The 18,423-nt window shown below is 67.8% G+C and carries 19 protein-coding genes and 2 riboswitches; of the genes, 15 read left to right on the top strand and 4 right to left on the bottom strand.

Annotated features, from left to right (window positions below; translation table 11 throughout):
* Nucleotides 1–30: 30 nt before the first annotated feature.
* The 6 genes from AC5P60_RS14735 (at nt 31) to AC5P60_RS14710 (ending at nt 4,764) form a co-directional block, all read left to right on the top strand.
* On the top strand, nt 31–1,329 hold the full coding sequence (locus AC5P60_RS14735) for a sensor histidine kinase (RefSeq protein WP_483693916.1): 1,299 nt from the start codon (nt 31–33) through the stop codon (nt 1,327–1,329).
* Between the two features lie 72 nt (nt 1,330–1,401).
* Nucleotides 1,402–1,902: a MarR family winged helix-turn-helix transcriptional regulator gene (locus tag AC5P60_RS14730; protein WP_005414623.1), complete on the top strand. Its 501-nt coding sequence runs from the start codon at nt 1,402–1,404 to the stop codon at nt 1,900–1,902.
* Nucleotides 1,899–2,639 (top strand): DNA alkylation repair protein, encoded by a 741-nt coding sequence (locus AC5P60_RS14725; RefSeq protein WP_169448974.1) that lies wholly within the window; start codon nt 1,899–1,901, stop codon nt 2,637–2,639. The genes AC5P60_RS14730 and AC5P60_RS14725 overlap by 4 nt, the downstream gene beginning before the upstream one ends.
* Nucleotides 2,640–2,686: 47 nt before the next feature.
* On the top strand, nt 2,687–3,025 hold the full coding sequence (locus AC5P60_RS14720) for a DUF6616 family protein (protein WP_005411218.1): 339 nt from the start codon (nt 2,687–2,689) through the stop codon (nt 3,023–3,025).
* Nucleotides 3,026–3,137: 112 nt separating this feature from the next.
* Nucleotides 3,138–3,395 (top strand): hypothetical protein, encoded by a 258-nt coding sequence (locus AC5P60_RS14715; RefSeq protein WP_005411217.1) that lies wholly within the window; start codon nt 3,138–3,140, stop codon nt 3,393–3,395.
* 295 nt (nt 3,396–3,690) lie between these two features.
* Entirely contained in the window at nt 3,691–4,764 is a 1,074-nt protein-coding gene (locus tag AC5P60_RS14710) for a 3-deoxy-7-phosphoheptulonate synthase (protein WP_005411216.1), read from the top strand.
* A 168-nt stretch (nt 4,765–4,932) separates the two neighbouring features.
* On the opposite strand, the gene AC5P60_RS14705 is transcribed toward AC5P60_RS14710, so the two are convergent.
* Nucleotides 4,933–5,550: a trimeric intracellular cation channel family protein gene (locus tag AC5P60_RS14705; protein ID WP_005411215.1), complete on the bottom strand. Its 618-nt coding sequence runs from the start codon at nt 5,548–5,550 to the stop codon at nt 4,933–4,935.
* A gap of 84 nt (nt 5,551–5,634) precedes the next feature.
* A riboswitch (glycine riboswitch) is annotated at nt 5,635–5,738 on the bottom strand.
* Nucleotides 5,739–5,751: 13 nt separating this feature from the next.
* Nucleotides 5,752–5,841, bottom strand: a riboswitch (glycine riboswitch).
* A gap of 40 nt (nt 5,842–5,881) precedes the next feature.
* On the opposite strand from AC5P60_RS14705, the gene AC5P60_RS14700 reads away from it, so the two are divergent.
* The 3 genes from AC5P60_RS14700 to AC5P60_RS14690 all read left to right on the top strand — a co-directional run bounded on the left by AC5P60_RS14700 (nt 5,882) and on the right by AC5P60_RS14690 (nt 7,121).
* Nucleotides 5,882–6,157 carry a GIY-YIG nuclease family protein gene (locus AC5P60_RS14700; RefSeq protein WP_024957887.1) on the top strand — a complete coding sequence of 92 codons (276 nt, stop codon included), beginning with the start codon at nt 5,882–5,884 and terminating at the stop codon, nt 6,155–6,157.
* A 71-nt stretch (nt 6,158–6,228) separates the two neighbouring features.
* Nucleotides 6,229–6,660 carry a nuclear transport factor 2 family protein gene (locus AC5P60_RS14695; RefSeq protein WP_099473983.1) on the top strand — a complete coding sequence of 144 codons (432 nt, stop codon included), beginning with the start codon at nt 6,229–6,231 and terminating at the stop codon, nt 6,658–6,660.
* Between the two features lie 5 nt (nt 6,661–6,665).
* On the top strand, nt 6,666–7,121 hold the full coding sequence (locus tag AC5P60_RS14690; protein WP_483693917.1) for a hypothetical protein: 456 nt from the start codon (nt 6,666–6,668) through the stop codon (nt 7,119–7,121).
* 91 nt (nt 7,122–7,212) lie between these two features.
* On the opposite strand, the gene AC5P60_RS14685 is transcribed toward AC5P60_RS14690, so the two are convergent.
* Entirely contained in the window at nt 7,213–8,493 is a 1,281-nt protein-coding gene (locus AC5P60_RS14685; RefSeq protein WP_005414616.1) for an NAD(P)/FAD-dependent oxidoreductase, read from the bottom strand.
* A 123-nt stretch (nt 8,494–8,616) separates the two neighbouring features.
* Here AC5P60_RS14685 and AC5P60_RS14680 point away from each other — a divergent pair, with 123 nt between their 5' ends.
* Together AC5P60_RS14680 and AC5P60_RS14675 are read left to right on the top strand one after the other, a co-directional pair.
* Entirely contained in the window at nt 8,617–9,396 is a 780-nt protein-coding gene (locus AC5P60_RS14680) for an NYN domain-containing protein (RefSeq protein ID WP_005411210.1), read from the top strand.
* Nucleotides 9,397–9,539: 143 nt separating this feature from the next.
* The gene (locus AC5P60_RS14675) at nt 9,540–10,160 is read left to right on the top strand and encodes a glutathione S-transferase family protein (protein ID WP_024957891.1); all 621 of its coding nucleotides are present in this window, start codon (nt 9,540–9,542) and stop codon (nt 10,158–10,160) included.
* Between the two features lie 96 nt (nt 10,161–10,256).
* On the opposite strand, the gene AC5P60_RS14670 is transcribed toward AC5P60_RS14675, so the two are convergent.
* Nucleotides 10,257–12,434 (bottom strand): primosomal protein N', encoded by a 2,178-nt coding sequence (locus AC5P60_RS14670; RefSeq protein ID WP_483693918.1) that lies wholly within the window; start codon nt 12,432–12,434, stop codon nt 10,257–10,259.
* A gap of 413 nt (nt 12,435–12,847) precedes the next feature.
* Between AC5P60_RS14670 and AC5P60_RS14665 the strand changes: the two genes are divergently transcribed.
* The 4 genes from AC5P60_RS14665 (at nt 12,848) to sppA (ending at nt 18,069) form a co-directional block, all read left to right on the top strand.
* The gene (locus AC5P60_RS14665) at nt 12,848–13,852 is read left to right on the top strand and encodes a hypothetical protein (RefSeq protein ID WP_483693914.1); all 1,005 of its coding nucleotides are present in this window, start codon (nt 12,848–12,850) and stop codon (nt 13,850–13,852) included.
* A complete protein-coding gene (locus AC5P60_RS14660; protein WP_012481374.1) occupies nt 13,845–14,429 on the top strand; it encodes a DUF3106 domain-containing protein in 585 nt (194 codons plus the stop codon). The genes AC5P60_RS14665 and AC5P60_RS14660 overlap by 8 nt, the downstream gene beginning before the upstream one ends.
* A 237-nt stretch (nt 14,430–14,666) precedes the next feature.
* On the top strand, nt 14,667–16,031 hold the full coding sequence (locus AC5P60_RS14655) for an MATE family efflux transporter (RefSeq protein WP_005414611.1): 1,365 nt from the start codon (nt 14,667–14,669) through the stop codon (nt 16,029–16,031).
* A gap of 115 nt (nt 16,032–16,146) precedes the next feature.
* Entirely contained in the window at nt 16,147–18,069 is a 1,923-nt protein-coding gene (gene sppA / locus AC5P60_RS14650) for a signal peptide peptidase SppA (RefSeq protein WP_005411204.1), read from the top strand.
* A gap of 99 nt (nt 18,070–18,168) precedes the next feature.
* On the opposite strand, the gene AC5P60_RS14645 is transcribed toward sppA, so the two are convergent.
* The gene (locus tag AC5P60_RS14645; RefSeq protein WP_033835254.1) at nt 18,169–18,381 is read right to left on the bottom strand and encodes a hypothetical protein; all 213 of its coding nucleotides are present in this window, start codon (nt 18,379–18,381) and stop codon (nt 18,169–18,171) included.
* Between the last annotated feature and the right edge of the window lie 42 nt (nt 18,382–18,423).

Genomic DNA, 18,423 nt, shown 5'->3' with positions numbered 1-18,423 from the left:
AGCCGGTGGCCGACCGCGCGTTGGATCACGATGCTGGCCCTGGCCAGCCTGCTGCTGGCGACACTGGTCAGCGTTGCCGTGGTTGGCTGGATGCCTCGGCCCGCGCCGCCACCGATGCGGTTGGACCAGGCCGTGCAGGTGCTGCGGGGGGAACAGGCCGCGGCACCACTGGGCCTGCATCTGGCGACGCAGGATGCGCCACCACAGGGCAGTGCCAGTGACTGGCTCACCCAGTTGGCGGCGCTGCAGATGGGTTTGCCGGCGAAGGAGGTGCGCCTGGTCTGGAGCGGAGAGGGCAAGGCGCCTGATGTGCAGGTCATCGAAGGCGGCGCGGTGCTCGACGGCACGGCGCGGGTCGGTGTACTGAAGGCGCAGGCCGCGCTGCTGACCGCGATGCAATGGCCGCCGTTTGAACTGGGCGTGCGCCAGGCCGATGGCCGCTGGCGGGTGGTCGGCAGCGATCACAGTGATCTGGCAGCTTGGCGGCGACAGGTGATACTGGCGCTGCTGGGCGGTGCCGTGTTGCTGGCGCCGCTGGCGGCGTGGGCATCGATCCGGCTGGGGCGTCCACTACGACGCTTGGCCGATGCCAGTGCACGTGTGGACCTGCAAGCCGACACGCCCCTGCCGGATGATGGCCCGCGCGAGGTACAGATGCTGGCCGCCGCGATCGGCACCGGTCGAGAGCGCCTGCGTGCGCAGGCCCAGGACATGACCCATATGCTGGCTGCAGTGGCGCACGACCTGCGCACACCATTGACCGGCCTGCGACTGCGCGCCGAGTTCGCGCCCACACCACAGGCGGCCCGGATGGTGGCGGACATCGAGCGCATGGACACGATGATCGAGCAGGTGCTCGATTACGCACGCGGCGAATTGCAGCCGTTGCAGATGCGCCCGCTGGATCTGGCCGCGCTGCTGGAGGAGTGCGTGCAGGCAGCGTTGCTGCGCGGTGTCGAGATCTCCATCCAGGGGCCGGACAGTCTGCCCTGGCACGGCGACGCGCTGCTGCTTCGGCGCGCGTTCGACAACCTTATCGACAATGCCGATCGCTATGCCGGGGCGGTGGAACTGCGGCTTGCCGTGGTTGAGCGAGGGGTCCAGCTGGAGGTGATGGATCGGGGCCCAGGTATCGCCGAGGGCGACCGAGTACGCCTGCTGCAACCGTTCCAGCGCAGCGAGCGTTCTCGTAGTCGCACCACCGGTGGAGCGGGACTTGGGCTGGCAGTGGCCGCCAATGTGGCGAGGCGGCACGCGGGCGAACTGCAGCTGCTGCACCGGGAGGGCGGCGGGCTGATTGCGTGCCTGCTGCTGGGAAAGTTCACCTGATATCGGCTGTGGTTTACAGGCAGCGGCTGTTCGGCTGTATGATTAGGCACCTAACCATATCACGTGCGTGAGATGATCGAAGCCAAGCACCATGCCCTGATCGAGGAAGCGCAGCGACGCGGTCACGCCAACATCGCGCCGCTGCGCCTGTGTTTCCAGCTGCTCTCGCTGTCCTCGTCGATCGATCGCGACTGCGCCGCGCGGCTGGCACCGCATGGGCTCAGCGAGGGTCGCTTCATCGTGCTGTTCCTGTTGCACGGGGCCGGTGGCGCACTGCCGCCGCATGTGCTGGCCGAACGCGCCGGCGTGACCCGCGCCACCATCAGCGGCCTGCTCGACGGCCTGCAGCGCGAAGGCCTGCTGCAGCGTCGCAACGATGACGGGGATGGCCGCCGCCTGCAGATCGTGCTGACCGCACCGGGAAAGCGTTTGGCCGAATCGCTGTTCGAGCAGCACACGCAATGGATCGGTGGGCTGTTCAACGGCCTGGATGCTGATGAACAGCAGCAGCTGTCACAGCTGCTGCACAAGGTCTGGCAGCACACGGACGCCGGGCGGGAATCCGCAGCATGAGCACGGCCATTCCTGCGGAACGCCGGCAAGCACTCAACACCGGCCGCGCCCCCGCCACCCATCTGGCCGAATGCCTGGCAGTGGATTTTGCCGCGCTTCTGCAGGTGGCGGCGCCTGCGCTTGCACCGGAGGCGCTGCAACGCATGCGGGTCGCCTCAGGCAAGGGCATCACCCTGCGCATGGCCCTGGCTGCGCAACTGCTGCGTGAGGCGGGGCAGGGGGCGCCTGCGCTCTGGCAGCATCACAGCTCCGATACCGTGCGTGGCTGGGCCTGCTACCTGATCGGCAGCGATGCCCGCGCAACGCTGGCAGGGAAGCTGCAGCAGATGCGCACACTGGCCGATGACCCCCATTTCGGTGTGCGCGAATGGGCGTGGCTGGCACTACGCACGGACATCGTTGCCGCGCCGATGCAGGCGCTTGATTGCCTGCAACCGTGGTCACAGGAAACATCGCCGTACCTGCGCCGCTTCGCCTGCGAAGCACTGCGTCCGCGCGGTGTCTGGGCCACGCATATCGCACTGTTCAAGCAACACCCGGAACATGCATCTGCGCTGCTGGAAGCACTGGCCGACGATCCGGAACGCTATGTGCAGGATTCGGTCGGAAATTGGCTCAACGATGCCGGCAAGACTCAGCCGCAGTGGCTGCGCCAGCTGTGTACGCGTTGGCAGCATGAGCGTCACAGCGACGCCAACGCCTACATCCGCAAACGCGCGCTGCGCTCGCTCCGGTAGTGCCGGTCGCTGGCCGGCAACCCCCGAACCCTCAAGGAAGAACCACCATGTCGCACACCTTCATCGAGCTCTACACCGCCACCCCTGCCTGGACCACACTTCCGCCCGAGCAGCGGAATGCCTTCTTCGCCCGTATCGGCGCCGGCATGCAGCAGTTCGATCCGGTCCGCATCACGCCGCTGGCGATGGGCCGCATTGCCTCGGGCGTACCGCACGGCAGCGATGAGCAGTTCTATGCGGTCTGGCGCTGCGCAAGCCGCGAGGAGGTCGATGCGTTGATGGCCGGCATTGCCGCTACCGGCTGGCATGAGTACTTCACCACCACCCAGGCGGTAGGCGCGATGGACAGCATGGCCCAGCACCTTGCCGACCTGGCCGCCTTGTAGCGGGGCGGCAGACGCCGGCAGATCCCGGTGCTGGGCATGGGTGGCACATGCGCCTGTCACCCAGACGCGGTAAACAGGACATTGCCCATGTCCATCCGCAGGAAGGTCGATCATGCAGAGTACGCTCCAGGTCACGCTGTTCGGCCCTCTTGGCGACAGCCCGGCGTTGCAGTTGCCGGGGCTGGAGGGGCCGTCGGTGGCCATCCAGGAATCGGCCCTGCGGCGCTTGGTTTCCGATCTCTACACCGCGCGTTCCCTGCTCAACCCCGAGCAGCTGGACGAGGCCCGACAGGAACTGGATCGCGTGCTGGAACGCTGGGCCGACATCCATGAGGGCCTGCTGCTGGACGTGGAAGTGCATGGCAAATGAGCGACGTTGCGTGGTTGCCGCCGCGTGGGCAGGGCCGGCGCGCATCTCGCTGAACCGCGTCCCCAGTTGCGGATGAAACATTTTGCACTGCGCAAAAGCTGTGCTATCAATACAACCCATGAACGCAGCCGCCACCCGCTTTTACTGGTATTACTTTCCGAAGCCACTGGCGGAGGAAGGACTGCGCTCACCCTGAAGAAAGCTTCAGACGCATTCCCGAAAGCCGCCAGCGAACCTGGCGGCTTTTTTCATGCTGCCACGCTGGGGACCCCCAACGTTCCGGAGACCTCCCCCAATGCCCCCGCACACCGACGACCTGCGTATCCGCACCATCGAACCGCTGACACCGCCTGCCCAGCTGCTGGCGATGCTGCCGTGTGACGATGAAGCCTCCGACACCGTCAGCGCCTCGCGCGCGGCCCTGCACCAGATCCTGCATGGCCGTGACGACCGCCTGGCAGTGGTGGTTGGCCCATGCTCGATCCACGACCCGAAGGCCGCCATCGAGTACGCCCAGCGCCTGAAGCCGCTGCGTGACGCGCTGGCCGGGGAACTTGAAATCGTGATGCGCGTGTACTTCGAGAAGCCGCGCACCACGGTGGGCTGGAAGGGCTTGATCAACGATCCGGACCTGGACGGCAGCTTCAGGATCGACAAGGGCCTGCGCATCGCCCGTGGCCTGCTGCGCGACATCAACAAGCTGGGCCTGCCGGCCGGCGTCGAGTTCCTTGACGTGATCTCGCCGCAATACATCGCCGATCTGGTGGCCTGGGGCGCCATTGGTGCGCGCACCACCGAAAGCCAGGTGCACCGCGAACTGGCCTCGGGTCTGTCGTGCCCGGTCGGCTTCAAGAACGGCACCGATGGCAACGTGAAGATCGCCGCCGACGCGGTGGGTGCGGCCTCCAATCCGCATCACTTCCTGTCGGTCACCAAGCAGGGCGGCACCGCCATCGTTTCGACCACTGGCAACCCGGATTGCCATGTGATCCTGCGCGGCGGCAAGCAGCCGAACTACGATGCAGGCAGTGTCGCCGAGGCCTGCCAGGCGCTGGCCAAGGCCAAGCTGCCGACGCGCCTGATGATCGACGCCAGCCATGCCAACAGCCTGAAGAACCCGGACAACCAGCCGAAGGTGATCGAGGACATCGCCGTTCAGTTGGAAGACGGTGAACAGCGCATCGTCGGTGTGATGATCGAGAGCCATCTGGTCGGTGGTCGCCAGGAACTGGTGGAAGGCCAACCGCTGGTCTACGGGCAGAGCATCACCGATGGCTGCATCGACTGGGACACCACCGTGACGGTGCTGGAGCGACTGGCCGCGGCCGTGCGCGCCCGTCGCGACGTGAAGGTGTCCGAAGCCGCTTGAGTGCGGCACGTGTGTGGATGGCGGCCAGCGCCTGCGGGGGTGCGGCCGCGATCAGGGCCGGTCGGAGTTGGAGTCCGGCCCATCTGCACCGGCGATGCGCCTGGCGCTGCGCATGAGCGACAGCGCCAGGTACATCGCCGGGGTGGTGCGGATTCCGCCGCGCGAACCTCAATGCACTTCGTCGTGGTACACGAACTTCGGCATTTCCCAGCGGTAGTGGATCGCCAGCAGGCGCAGCGCGAAGCCGCCGCCGAGGCAGCACAGGATCGCGGTGGCGTCGGCCACGCCCCAGTGCAGCAGCAACAGGTAGGCCGCGCCGGTCAGCAGCGCGATGATCGCGTACAGCTCCTTCTGGAAGATCAGCGGCACCTCGTTGCAGAGGATGTCGCGCAGCACGCCGCCGAACGCGCCGGTCAGCATGCCGGCGATCAGCACGATCGGCATCGCATGGCCGGCTTCGCGCGCGATCGAGCAGCCGATCAGGGTGAAGGCGATCAGGCCCAGCCCGTCGAGGACCAGGAAGGTGCGGCGGAAGTGGTGCATCCAGCGTGCGACCCAGGTGGCGATCAGCGCCGCGCACACGGTGAAGCCCAGGTACTCGGGATGCTTCACCCAGCCCAGCGGATAGTGGCCGAGCAGGATGTCGCGCAGTGAACCACCACCGAGGGCGGTGACGCAGGCGATCATGACCACGCCGAACAGGTCCATGCGGCGGCGGCCGGCGGACAGTGCGCCGGTCATGGCTTCGGCGGAAATGGCGATCAGGTAGATGATGGACAGCAGCATTGGGCAGGCTCCGGGCGCGGTGGGGCCGGCCATGCGCGACTACCGCCACTGCCTGCGCAATGACGGGATGACGATGACCGGTGCCGCTCCCGCTGTCCTTTTGCCTGAGAGTTCAGCGGCATGGGCCGCGTGCCCCTTCGGCGGATCGTCGCGGGCGTGCCCGGTGACCTCTCTCCAGCTCGGCGAGTCGAATGCATGGTTGGTGGGATTCCAGCCCACCGGCCTGAGCGATCATGGGAGCCTGCGCCTTCGGCGGGCGCCAGCGCGGCGCCTCTCTCCTGCATTCGAGCGCCAGTATATCCGCTGCAGTGCAGCACGGCATAATCCGGGCATGGCCCCGTCCCTCCGCCCGTGGTTCCTGTACCTGCTCGAATGTCGCGATGGCAGCTATTACGCCGGCATCAGCACCGACGTGGACGCGCGTTTCGCCGCCCACCAGGCTGGCAAGGGCGCGCGCTACACCCGGGCCCGGCCGCCGCTGCGGGTGCTGGCCGTGCGCGAGTACCCGGACCGGGCCGCCGCCTCGCGGGCCGAATGGCAGCTCAAGCAGCTGCCGCGCGAGCGCAAGCTGGCGTGGTTGCAGGCGGTGGATGCTGGGTCCCTGTAGATCCATGGCATACATGGATGCCTCTGTGCCGCCATGCGATGATCGCCCAGCCCTCAGCGCTGGAGACCCGGATGTCCACCGTCGCCCTGTTGTTCGCTCTCTCTGCGTCAACCAGTCCCGCTGCCGACCCGGCCACCCTCGCGGCCATCGAAGCCACCTGCCATGACTACGTCGACGGCCAGCTGGAGGCCGACCCGCAGCGCGTCGCCCGCTCCCTGCACCCGGACCTGGCCAAGCGCGCGGTCCTCGGCGATACGCCCGACGAGCGGCTGGGCCTGCGCCGCATGTCGAAGGAAGAACTGGTCTCGTTGACGAAGCAGGGCGCGTTGAAGACCCCGAAGGATCAATGGGACCGCCGCTGCACGGTGCTGGACGTGACCGGCAATGCCGCCTCGGTGCGATTGGAAACGCCGTGGTTCGTCGATTACTTCCACATGGGGCGCTTCGACCAGCGCTGGGTCATCGTCAACGCGTTGTGGTACCCGAAACCGAAGGCGAAGTGAGCACGATGCGTGCCGCCGGTAAGGCATGGGTCTCCGTCGTCGTACTGGCCGCCGGCATCGCACTGCTGCCTGGCCTGCTGTACCTGCTCGGGCTTGCCCTGGTGGGCGGTTGGCCGAAGCCAGCAGACCGTGCGCCCAGTGGTGTGGCTGCGTGCAGCAGTGAACCGCGAACAGGATCTCAGCCGATGAATCCCTGGTGTTTCGCCGCGCAGTTCTTCGACGACGACGCGATGAAGAAGAAGGTGCCAGAGGTGGAACGGGAGGCGTTCTGGATTGCCCGCCGCCATCTTTGGCGGCAGCCACGGCACGACATGCTGCGCTGGCATCTGAGCAGCACGGCACTGACGATCTGGATTACCCGCAACTGGAGTGCCGCGCAGATTGCCGACACCGCAAGGAAGGAGGACTTCTGCCGCGCATGGTCGAAACGGCGGGTGCCCGGCGGCCCGATGAAGCGGTAGATCCACGCCATGCATGGATGATGTTGACGGAGTCAGAGCCCTTTCCTGCGGAGAGGGGACGGACCGCGCGGCAGCCGGCCAGCGGCCGGCACTACCGTCGGGGTCGCCGGTCTTCCTGGTCATCACCGAAGATGATGCGCGCGCTGCGCTGGTAGCTCCAGTACGCCACGGCCCAGTTCAGCAGCACTACGATGCGGTTGCGGAAGCCGATCAGGAAGAACACGTGCGCGGCCAGCCAGAACCACCAGGCCAGCACGCCCGACAGCTGCAGCCGCCCCAGGTGCACGATCGCGGCCATGCGACCGATGGTGGCCAGGTTGCCGTAGTCGGCGTACTTGAACGGGCCGGGCTCGGGCTTGCCGTGCAGGCGTGCGCGGATCACCTCGGCCACGTATTTGCCCATCTGCTTGGCAGCGGGTGCCACGCCGGGTACCGGCTTGCCGTCGGCCTGGGTCAGTGCGGCCAGGTCACCGGCCACGAACAGCTCCGGGTGATCGGGCAGGGTCAGGTCCGGTTGCACCGGCACGCGGCCGGCGCGGTCCAGCGGCACGTCCAGCGTGCGCGCCAGCGGTGAAGCGGCCACGCCGGCGGCCCAGACCACGGTGCGGGCCGGTACGAACTGGTCACCGAGCGTGAAGCCCTGGCTGTCGATGTCGCTCACCGGGGTACCGGTCAGCACTTCCACGCCCAGCTTTTCCAGCTGGCGGCGTGCTTTCAGCGAAAGTACTTCCGGGAACGAGGACAGCACGCGCGGGCCGGCCTCGACCAGCCGCACCTTGGCGCTGGCCGGGTCGATGTGGCGGAATTCGTTGCGCAACGTATGCCGCGCGATCTCGGCCAGGGTGCCGGCCAGTTCAACACCGGTGGGACCGCCACCGACCACCGCGAAGCTCAGCCATGCGGCCTTCTTCGCCGGGTCCGGTTCTGCTTCGGCACGCTCGAACGCCAGCAGCAGCTTGCGGCGCAGCGCGATCGCATCGTCCAGCGTCTTCAGGCCGGGCGCATCATCGGCCCACTGGTCGTTGCCGAAGTAGGCATGGGTGGCGCCGGTGGCCAGCAGCAGGCTGTCGTAGTCCAGCGTGCTGCCATCGGCCATGCGGATCTGCCGGGCCTGTTTGTCGATGGCGACCACTTCGCCGAGGCGGACTTCCACGTTGCGCTGGTGGCCGAGGATATGGCGCAGTGGTGCAGCGATATCCGGCGCGGACAGGCCGGCGGTGGCCACCTGGTACAGCAGCGGCTGGAACAGATGATGGTTGCGGCGGTCGACCAGGGTGATGCGTATGCGCTCGCGGGCCAGGGCACGGGTGGCCCAGAGACCGGCAAAACCGCCGCCGACAACAACCAGGTGGGGAACGCGCTCGCGACTCATCGACTCACTCCAGTGGGGGCATTGGGGGAAGCGCCTGGCATCTTCGCACGGCGACTGCCTGTCACGTCAGCGCCCGCGTGGATCGGCGATACTCGGGTTCAGGCAACCGCCCGCGAGGAGTCCATGAGCGAACCGGAAAAGCGCATCGCCCTGTTGATCGACGCCGACAATGCGCCGGCCTCGAAGATCGACGAGGTGTTGGCCGAAGTGGCCCGCTATGGGGTGGCCAACGTGCGCCGCGCCTATGGCAACTGGAAGAGCCCGCGACTGAAGGGGTGGGAAGCGGTGCTGCATGAGTATGCGATCCGTCCCATCCAGCAGTTCGCCTACAGCAAGGGCAAGAATGCCTCGGACATGGCGATGGTGATCGATGCCATGGACCTGCTGTACGCGCGCAACCTGGATGGCTTTGCCATCGTCTCCAGCGATGCGGACTTCACCCCGATGGTGATGCGCCTGTTGACCGATGGCGTGAAGGTGTACGGTTTCGGCGAGAAGAAAACACCCGAGCCGTTCGTCAACGCGTGCTCGAAATTCACCTACCTGGAAGCACTGGGCCAGACCCACGCCAGCGTGCCGGATACCGAACAGGCATCCAGCGAACAGGCCTCGAACGAGCCGGTGGCCAACGATGATGCGCGCCCGCGCAAGAGCGGTGCGGAAATGCGCAGCGACACGCGGCTGGTGAAGATGCTGCGTCGCGCGGTGTCCGCGGCCGAGGGCGAGGATGGCTGGTCGCACCTCGGCCCGGTCGGCAGCCAGATCGGCAACCAGGCGTCGTTCGACCCGCGCAACTATGGCTACGGCAAGCTCAGCGATCTGCTGGCCGCGATCGGCCTGTTCGAACTGAAGAAGGATGGCAAGTCGTCCTACGTGCGCGCGCTGCCGAAAAAGAACCGGTAATGCCGGCCGCTGGCCAGCGAGGAACCGGTAGTGCCGGCCGCTGGCCGGCAATTCCCGGACGCCAGATCCCGCATCCGGCATGCACACACCCCGCCCGATCAGGGGTATCGTTGCCGCTCGCATTGCCAGCAAGGAATACCCGCATGTTGAAGATCTGGGGCCGTCGCAATTCCAGCAACGTCCGCAAGGTGCTGTGGTGTGCCGAGGAAATCGGCCTGCCGTACGAGTCCATCGAGGTCGGTGGCAGCCACGGCGGCACGCAGACGCCGGAATACCAGGCGATGAATCCCAATGGCCTGGTACCGGTGATCGAAGACCACGGCCTGCCGCTGTGGGAATCGAACGCCATCGTGCGCTACCTGAGTGCGCGCTACGCGCTGGGCACGCTGTACGCCGAAGAGCCGATGGAACGCGCCCAGGCCGAGAAGTGGATGGACTGGAGCACCTCGCGCATGGCGCCGCTGTACACCGACCTGATCTGGGGCATCATGCGCACCGCCCCGGCCGACCGCGACGAAGCGCGGATCAATGCCGCCATCGTACGCGCCGGCGACTACCTGGCGATGGCCGATGCCACCCTGGCCAAGCAGCCGTGGCTGTCCGGCGAGACATTCGCGATGGGTGACATCCCGCTGGGCTCGCTGATCTATGCCTGGTTCGAACTGCCGATCCAGCGTCCGGAACTGCCGCACCTGGCCGACTGGTACGCCCGTCTTCGCGAGCGCCCCGCCTACCAGCGCGGCGTGATGTCGCCGCTGACGTAAGCGAAAGCGTCCGGGGTCAGAGCCCTTTTCTGCGAAAAGGGATCCGACCCCAGGGCATCGGGGTCGGATCCCACCCGACGGGTGGGCTCTGACCCCTCAATAAAGATCCGTCGGATCCACATCCAGCGACCAGCGCACCTTGCGTGCTTCCGGCAGCGCATACAGCTGCGGTACCAGTTGCGAAAGCACTCCGTGCAGCGGTGGCCGCTGCGCGGCAGACAGCAGCAGCTGGGCGCGCTGGTAACCGGCGCGCCGTGGCATCGGCGCCGGCATGGGTCCATAGGCTTCCACCACGTCCTGCTCGCCCAGCAGCTGTCGCGCTGCCAGCAGGAATGCACTGGCATGCTCCACCTGCTGCGCTTCGGCGCGCATCAGCGCCAGATGCGCGAACGGCGGGAATCCTGCGGCCTGGCGCTGGTTCAACTCGGCCTGCGCGAACGGGTGGTAGCCACCGCTGACCAGGGTTTCCAGCAGTGGGTGCCCCGGGTGATGCGTCTGCAGCCAGACTTCGCCCGGGTCGCGCGCGCGTCCGGCGCGACCGGCGACCTGGATCAGCTGCTGCGCCAGTTTCTCGCTGGCGCGGAAGTCGGCCGAGAACAGGCCTTCGTCGATGCCGACCACCACCACCAGGGTCAGCTTGGGCAGGTCGTGGCCCTTGGCCAGGATCTGCGTGCCGACCAGGATGCCGGGCTGGTCGCCCAGTTTCGACAGCTGTTGTTCCAGTGCATCGCGTCGCGACGTGGTGCCGCGGTCGATGCGCACCACCGGGAAGTCGGCGAAGGCGGCGGTGAGATGTTCTTCCAGGCGCTCGGTGCCGATGCCCTGCGGTTGCAGCGCCAGACTCCCGCACGCGGGGCATGCCAGCGGCGCCGGTTGCCGCGCACCGCAGTGATGGCACTGCAGGCGACGACCGCCGCCATGCACGGTCATCGGTGCATCGCAGCGGTTGCATGGCGCGGTCCAGCCGCAGTCGTGGCACAGCAGTACCGGCGCATAGCCACGGCGGTTCTTGAACACCAGCACCTGCTGGCCGCGCTGCAGGTGCTCGCCAATGCCGGCCAGCACGTCGGCCGAGAGGCCGTCATGCAATGGTCGCTTGCGCACATCAAGGATGCGCACGCGCGGTGGCCGCGCATCACCGGCACGCTGCTTCAGGCGCAGGTGGGTGTAGCGCCCGGCATAGGCGTTGTGCAGCGTCTCCAGTGAAGGCGTAGCGCTGCCCAGCAGAACCGGAACGCCCAGCGCCTTGCCCCGGACCAGAGCGAAATCGCGTGCGTGGTAGCGGATGCCGTCCTGCTGCTTGTAGCTGCCGTCATGCTCCTCGTCGACGATCAGCAGGCCGGCCTGCGGCAGCGGCGTGAACACCGCCGAGCGGGTGCCGACGATCACCCGTGCCTCGCCGCGCGAAGCCGCCGCCCAGACCCGGGCGCGCTCGTTGTCGTTCAACCCCGAATGCAGTGCATGCACGGCGATGCCGAGGCGGCCGCGGAAGCGTGCCAGGGTCTGCGGGGTGAGGCCGATTTCCGGCACCAGCACCAGCGCCTGCTTGCCTTGGGCCAAGCAGTGGATGATGGCCTGCAGGTAGACCTCGGTCTTGCCGCTGCCGGTTACGCCATCCAGCAGGAACGGTTGGAAGCCCTCGACTGCGTTGATCGCCGCCACGGCCTCTGCCTGCTCCGTGTTGAGGGTGGGGCCAGGCAGTGGCTGCGCGTGCTGCGGAGCGACGCGCAGCGCCACGCGTTCGGCCAGCTCGCGCTTGGCCAGGCTGCGCGCGGCGGTGCGCCAGTCGTCCATGCGTTCGCCCAGCACGTCCTCATCGACGATGGCGTCGGCCAGCAGCTCGGCCAGCTGCCGGGGGCGGCTGCCGGCGCGCAGTTTTTCGCGCTGGGCGCGGCCTTCGGCGGTCAGCTGCCAGCCCCAGTGATGGGTGTCGGGCAGGGCGTCGCCATGGCGCAGCGGGCCCGGCAGGGCGGTGCTCAGCACCTCGCCCAGTGGCGCATGGGTGTAGCGCGCCAGCCACTGCAGGCTGTGCCACAGCTCGCCCTGAAGCAGCGGTTGCGGGTCGCACCAGGCCAAGGCCTGGCGCAGTCCCTGGCCGTCATCGGTCTGGCCGTGCCCCACCACCACGCCGACCAGCTCGCGGTTGCCGAACGGCACCTTCAGGCGGCAGCCGACCGCGACCGTGGGGCCATCGCCCTCTGGTGACAGGTAGTCGAACAGGCGCGGCAGCGGGACGGGCAGGGCGACCTGCAGGGTCGGAATGGGTGAAAGCATCGGGCCAGTGTAACGGGCCATGCGCGCGCGGATGGCAGGGGCCAGAGACTGCCGGGGGGCCTCCGTCGAATCATAAATGTCACCTAAATATCGGTGTCCATTGGAGATTCAGTCTTATCCACATGTTCTGTGGATAACGTTGTGCGTTACCGGTCGACGGGAACGCAGGAGGCCGATGGCGACGAGCTCACGCTTGGGTTGGTCAAAAAATCGCCACACTTCAAAGTCATTCAAAATCAACAACTTGAGTGTGAAACATTGCTGAAACAGAGTGAATTCAGCTGGATGCCGCAGTTTTCCCCGAGGCGGGCGTGGTGCTGTGCACAACCTGCAGCACGAAGTGCCTGCGCGCGCAAGTCCTACGGGTGCCGATGGGCTGCCGCTATCATGCCGGCAGACCTTTGGAGTGACCGATGACGGCTGTGCCCGCCCCTGTTTCCTCGACCGCGGCCGGCGCGCTGTCGGCGTTCCTGCGCGGCGTCGAGCGCCGCGCCCTGGTGGTGGCTGAGCTGCAGTGCGGCGATGCCGCGCGAGCCGAGCAGACCCTGGTGGCGGTGATGCGCGCCTTCGCCGCGGTCGCCAGCGACCTGCCGATGGCGCAGTGGCCGACCCGCTTCTGGACCCTGCTGGGCCAGCGCCAGGCGCTGCGCGAGCCGGTGGGCGGCCAGTGGCTGCCGCCGTTGGCCGCGCTGGGCGAGATGGGGCCGCTGCCGCGCTTGGCATTCCTGCTGCGGGTGGGCGGCAGTCTGGACGAGGGTATCGCCATGCGCGTGCTCGACCAGGACGAAGCGGGCTACCAGCACCTGCTGGCTGATGCCTGCCCCCGTGATGCGCACGGCCAGCCCGATGCGTCGGCATGGCGCCAGCTGGCCGAACAGGTGCAGCTGCGCATCCGCGACCTGCCGGCCAAGCGCCTGCAGCAGCTGCAACAGCCGGCTGCGTCGGCCGCCAGCAATGAAGCTCCCGCGACCAGCTGGCGCGCACCGCAGCGCGATGATCGTGCGGCCGCCCAGGGCAAGCGGCGGCGTCCCAATGCCAGGCCGCGCTGGCGCGGCCCGGTGATCCTGCTGGTGACGGTGGCGGTGCTGTTGGCCGCGGCACTGGGCTGGCGCTACTGGCAACGACATTTATCCGGTAGCGACGCTCCACTGCCGGAAGGGGTAGTGGGCGAAGCTGGCCCGGTCACGGTGGAAGCGCTTCCGCCGAGCAAGGTCAATGCCACGCCGGATGCGACCCCGGCCCAAGCCTCCGACGACGCCATGATGCTGGCCGACCGCGACTATCCGCTGGTGGCCGATGCCGATCTGTATGCCTGGACCGCCGCCGGCGGCCCGTTGCCGGTGGACGAATCGCAATCCAGGCCGAGCCGGCCCGAGCCCGCCAGCGCCACGCTGGAAACCGCTGCCGCCGATGAATAAGACCCTGTTCGCCAGCCTGCTGCTGGCCCTGCCGTTGTCGCTGTCCGCCGCGCCGCAGACCTTGAGCGTGCCGCTGCCGCCGCCAGTGCCGGGCAGTTCACCGGCGGCTCCCGCTCCGGCCACCACAAACACGACGCCCGCTGCGTTCACCCAGCTCGACGCCCAGCAGCAGCGTCAGCGCCGTGCCGACTACGCGGCCTGGCGCGCCCTGCCGGAGAGCGAGCGGGAGCGCATCCGGCAGGCTGCGGCGCGGTTCAATGCGCTGCCGGCGGACCAGCAGCAGCGCCTGCGCGAGCAGTTCCAGGCGCAGGACCAGGCCTTCCGCGAGGGCTGGCGGCTGGGCCCGCAGCTGGGACTGGAGTTCCCCAAGCTGCACGGCCTGTTCGGCTTCGTGCCACCGGAACAGCGCGAGGCCGCGCTGGCCGTGCTGCGCCAGCTCAGCCCAGCGCAGCTGGCCCAGCTGACCCTGGTCGCGCAGCGCACGCCACCGCAGGAGCGTGACACGGTGCGAGGCGCGTTCCTCGCCGTGCCGGCCGCCGAGCGCGATACCTGGCTCAAGCGCCAGGCGGGTCAGTAAGCAAAAGGGGACGGAGGGGATTAAGCCGTGTTCGGCACGGTCGTGCTTGAAACGACTTAATCCCCTCCGTCCCCTTTTTCTGTTCGTAACGCGATCGCAACGCGTGATGCCGGGGCCTGCCGGAACCCAGCATTCACGCCATGTCATGGGAATGCGCGCGCTGCGCGCGTAAGATGACCGGCCGCAACCCGGTGCCTGTGCCCTTCGCGCGCAACCGTAGTTCGCGTCAAGCACCTTATGTCTACTGCAACCTCCACGCCGCGCTTCAGCAAGGAAGTCGGCGCCACCGGTCTGCTCGCCCTGCCGCTTGTGCTCGGGCATGTGTCCACCGGTCTGATCTCCTTCGTCGACAACGTCATTGCCGGCCACCACGCCACCGCGACCCTGGCCGCGGTGACCATCGGCACGGCGCTGTTGTGGCTGCCGATGCTGATCCCGATCGGCACCCTGATCTCGCTCACCGCCTCGGTATCGCAGCTGCACGGCGCCGGCCGCGAGCGCGAGATCGGCCCGCTGTTCCGCCAGGCACTGTGGCTGGCGCTGGGGCTGGGGCTGATCATGTTCACCTTCCTCACGGTGGTGCCGCCGCTGCTGCCATCGTTCGGCATCGCGCCGGACATCGTGCCGGGGGCGACCGCGTTCCTGCACGCGGTGCGCTGGGGCGGGCCCGCACTGACCCTGTACTTCTGCATGCGTTACCTGAGCGAAGGCATGCACTGGACGTTGCCGACCATGCTGCTCGGCTTCGGCGGCCTGCTGGTGCTGGCGCCGATGGGCTACGTGCTGGCCAACGGCAAGCTCGGTTTCCCGGAACTGGGTGCGGAAGGCCTGGGCATCGCTTCGGCGGTGATGATGTGGCTGCAGGCCACGGCGTTTGCCCTCTACCTGTGGCGCACCAAGCGCTTCGCCCACCTGCAGCTGTTCTCGCACTTCGAAGGACCGCGCTGGAAGGCGATCTGGGACCTGCTGCGCACCGGCCTGCCGATCGGCATTACCGTGCTGATGGAAGGCGGCCTGTTCATCGTCACCGCGCTGCTGATCGGCCGTCTGGGTGCGAATGAAGCGGCCGCGCACCAGATCGCGATCAACGTGGCGCAGCTGTGCTTCATGATCCCGATGGGCGTGGCCGAGGCCACCACCGTGCGCGTCGGCCATGCGGTTGGCCGTGGCGATGGCTTCGGCGTACGGCGTGCGGCCTGGGCCGGCTACGCGATCATCATGGGCACGCAGACGCTGTCGGCGGCGGTGCTGCTGTTCGGCCACGATGCCATCGTCGGTGTCTACACCAACGACCTGGCGGTGGCCGGCCTGGCCTCGACGCTGCTGCTGTACGCGGCCACCTTCCAGTTCCCGGATGGCATCCAGGTACTGTCGGCCGGCGCGCTGCGCGGCCTGAAAGACACCCGCGTGCCGATGTTCATCGCCATGTTCGCGTACTGGGGCCTGGGCATGCCGCTCGGCGCCGGGCTCGGCCTGGGCCTGGGCATGGGCCCGCAGGGCATGTGGATCGGCCTGATCGTTGGCCTGACCGCCGCTGCCATCCTGATGGGCTGGCGCCTGCGCCGCAGCAGCCTGCGCATCGGCCAGTCGATGTTGTCCTGACCTTTGCGCCCGCCATGCCGACCCATGGCGGGCGATCCCCTGACTTGTGTCCGATGCTGCATCACGCGGCACCGGCTATGCTGGTACCACGGCAAGAAGCCATCCGGAGCGTTCCATGAATCAACCCGTGCCCCCGCTGCCCCCGGCGCGTCGCAACCCCGTCGCCAGTTTCTTCATCGGGCTGTGGGACGTCATGAACTTCACCCGCCGGTTGATCCTCAACCTGCTGTTCTTCGGCCTGCTGTTCCTGCTGCTGGTGATGTTCGTCATCGCGGCGGGCATGGGTGCCGGTGCCAGCAAGTCACTGCAGGATCGCACCACCCTGGTGATCGCCCCGGAAGGTCGCCTGGTCGAGCAGTTCAGCGCCGACCCGGTCAGCCGCGCACTGGCCAAGGCGGTGGGCGACAACGGCGCCGAAGAGATCCAGCTGCGCGACCTGCTGCGGGTGATCGAGTCGGCCAAGGAAGACAAGAAGATCGAGCGCGTGGTGCTGGAGCTGGACAAGCTGCAGCCGTCCGGCTTCGCTTCGCTGCGTGAAGTGGCCACCGCGCTGCAGGACCTGCGTGCCTCCGGCAAGCAGCTGGTGGCCTACAGCGAGAGCATGGGCCAGTCGCAGTACCTGCTGGCCGCACAGGCCGACGAGGTCTACCTGGATCCGATGGGGTCGGTGGTGCTCGAGGGCCTGGGCCGCTACCGCCAGTACTTCCGCACCGGCCTGCAGGACAAGCTGGGCGTGGACGTGCACCTGTTCAAGGTGGGCGAGTACAAGTCCGCGGCCGAGCCGTACGTGCTCGATGCGGCCTCGCCGGCCTCCAAGGAAGCCGACCTGTTCTGGATGAACGACGTGTGGCAGCGCTATCTGGCGGACATCGCCAAGGCGCGTCGCCTGGACCCGGCACAGCTGGCCGCCGGCATCGACACGCTGCCGGAAGGCATCGCCGCCGCCGGTGGCGACCTGGCCAAGTTCGCCCTGCAGCAGAAGCTGGTGACCGCGCTGAAGACCCGCGAGGAGTTCGAGGATCTGATGATCGAGCGCGGCGTGGCCGATGACGATGCCGACGGTGGTTTCCGCAACGTCGACTTCGGCACCTACCTGGGCCAGCTCGATGCGCGCCGCAACCCGGTGGACAACCGTCCGCAGGTAGCGGTGGTTGTGGCCGCCGGCGAAATCAGCGGCGGCGATCTCCCGGCCGGCCGCATCGGTGGCGAATCGACCTCGGCGCTGCTGCGTGCCGCGCGTGACGACGAGAACGTGAAGGCGGTGGTGCTGCGCGTGGATTCGCCGGGCGGTGAAGTGTTCGCCTCCGAGCAGATCCGCCGCGAAGTGGTGGCCCTGCAGGCCGCCGGCAAGCCGGTGGTGGTGTCGATGGGCGACCTGGCCGCCTCCGGTGGCTACTGGATCAGCATGAATGCCGATCGCATCTATGCCGATCCGTCGACCATCACCGGTTCGATCGGCATCTTCGGCATGGTGCCGAACTTCAGCCGCGCGCTGGACAAGATCGGCGTGCACACCGATGGTGTCGGCACCACACGTTTCGCGGGTGCGTTCGATGTCACCCGCCCGATGGATCCGGCCGTTGGCCAGGTCATCCAGTCGGTGATCAACAAGGGTTACGCCGACTTCACCGGTCGCGTCGCCGACGCCCGCAAGAAGCCGGTCGAGGCCGTCGACGAAGTGGCGCGTGGCCGCGTGTGGAGCGGTGCGCAGGCCAAGGAACGTGGCCTGGTCGATGCCTTCGGTGGCCTGAAGGATGCCGTGGCCGATGCCGCCAGCCGCGCCAAGCTGGGCAAGGCCGATGCCTATCGCGTGCGCTACATCGAGAAGGCGGCAACGCCGTTCGCGCAGTTTGTCAGCGGTTTCGCCGGCAGCCGTGCCGGCGCCTGGATGCTGTCCGACTCGGGCATGGCGCGGATGGTGCTGGCGCGCACGATGCCGGAAGTGGATACGCAGCTGCGCTTTGTCGAGAACGCGGCGCGCGAGAAGGGCAACGGTACGCCGGTGAAGGCGCTGGCCTACTGCTTCTGCGGGTTCTGATCGGCAGCGGTGACGAATGAAAACGCCCGGCCCTGGCCGGGCGTTTTCGTTGGTGGGGGTCGGATCCCTTTGCCCCGCAAAGGGCTCTGACCCCACAGGTCACTGCGTCGCGTCGGCCTCGGCCTTGCGTTCGCGTGCGGCGGCTTCTTCCACTGCTTTCTGCGCGCCCTTGGCGCGGTCCAGCGGTTCCTGCATCGCACGCGACATCGCTTTGGGCACCGGTGGCTTCTCCGGGTTCGGCGTCGGCGGCCGCTGGCAGGCCACCAGCAGCACGCCGGCCAGCAGGGACGAGAACAGGGTCGGGATGCGCATGGCGGCTCTCCGCAGTGGGCGTACGTGCAGTGTCGCATCCTC

The organism is Stenotrophomonas sp. YJH_SMC_120 (assembly GCF_059368675.1).
This window is presented reverse-complemented; position numbering and strand designations above follow the sequence as displayed.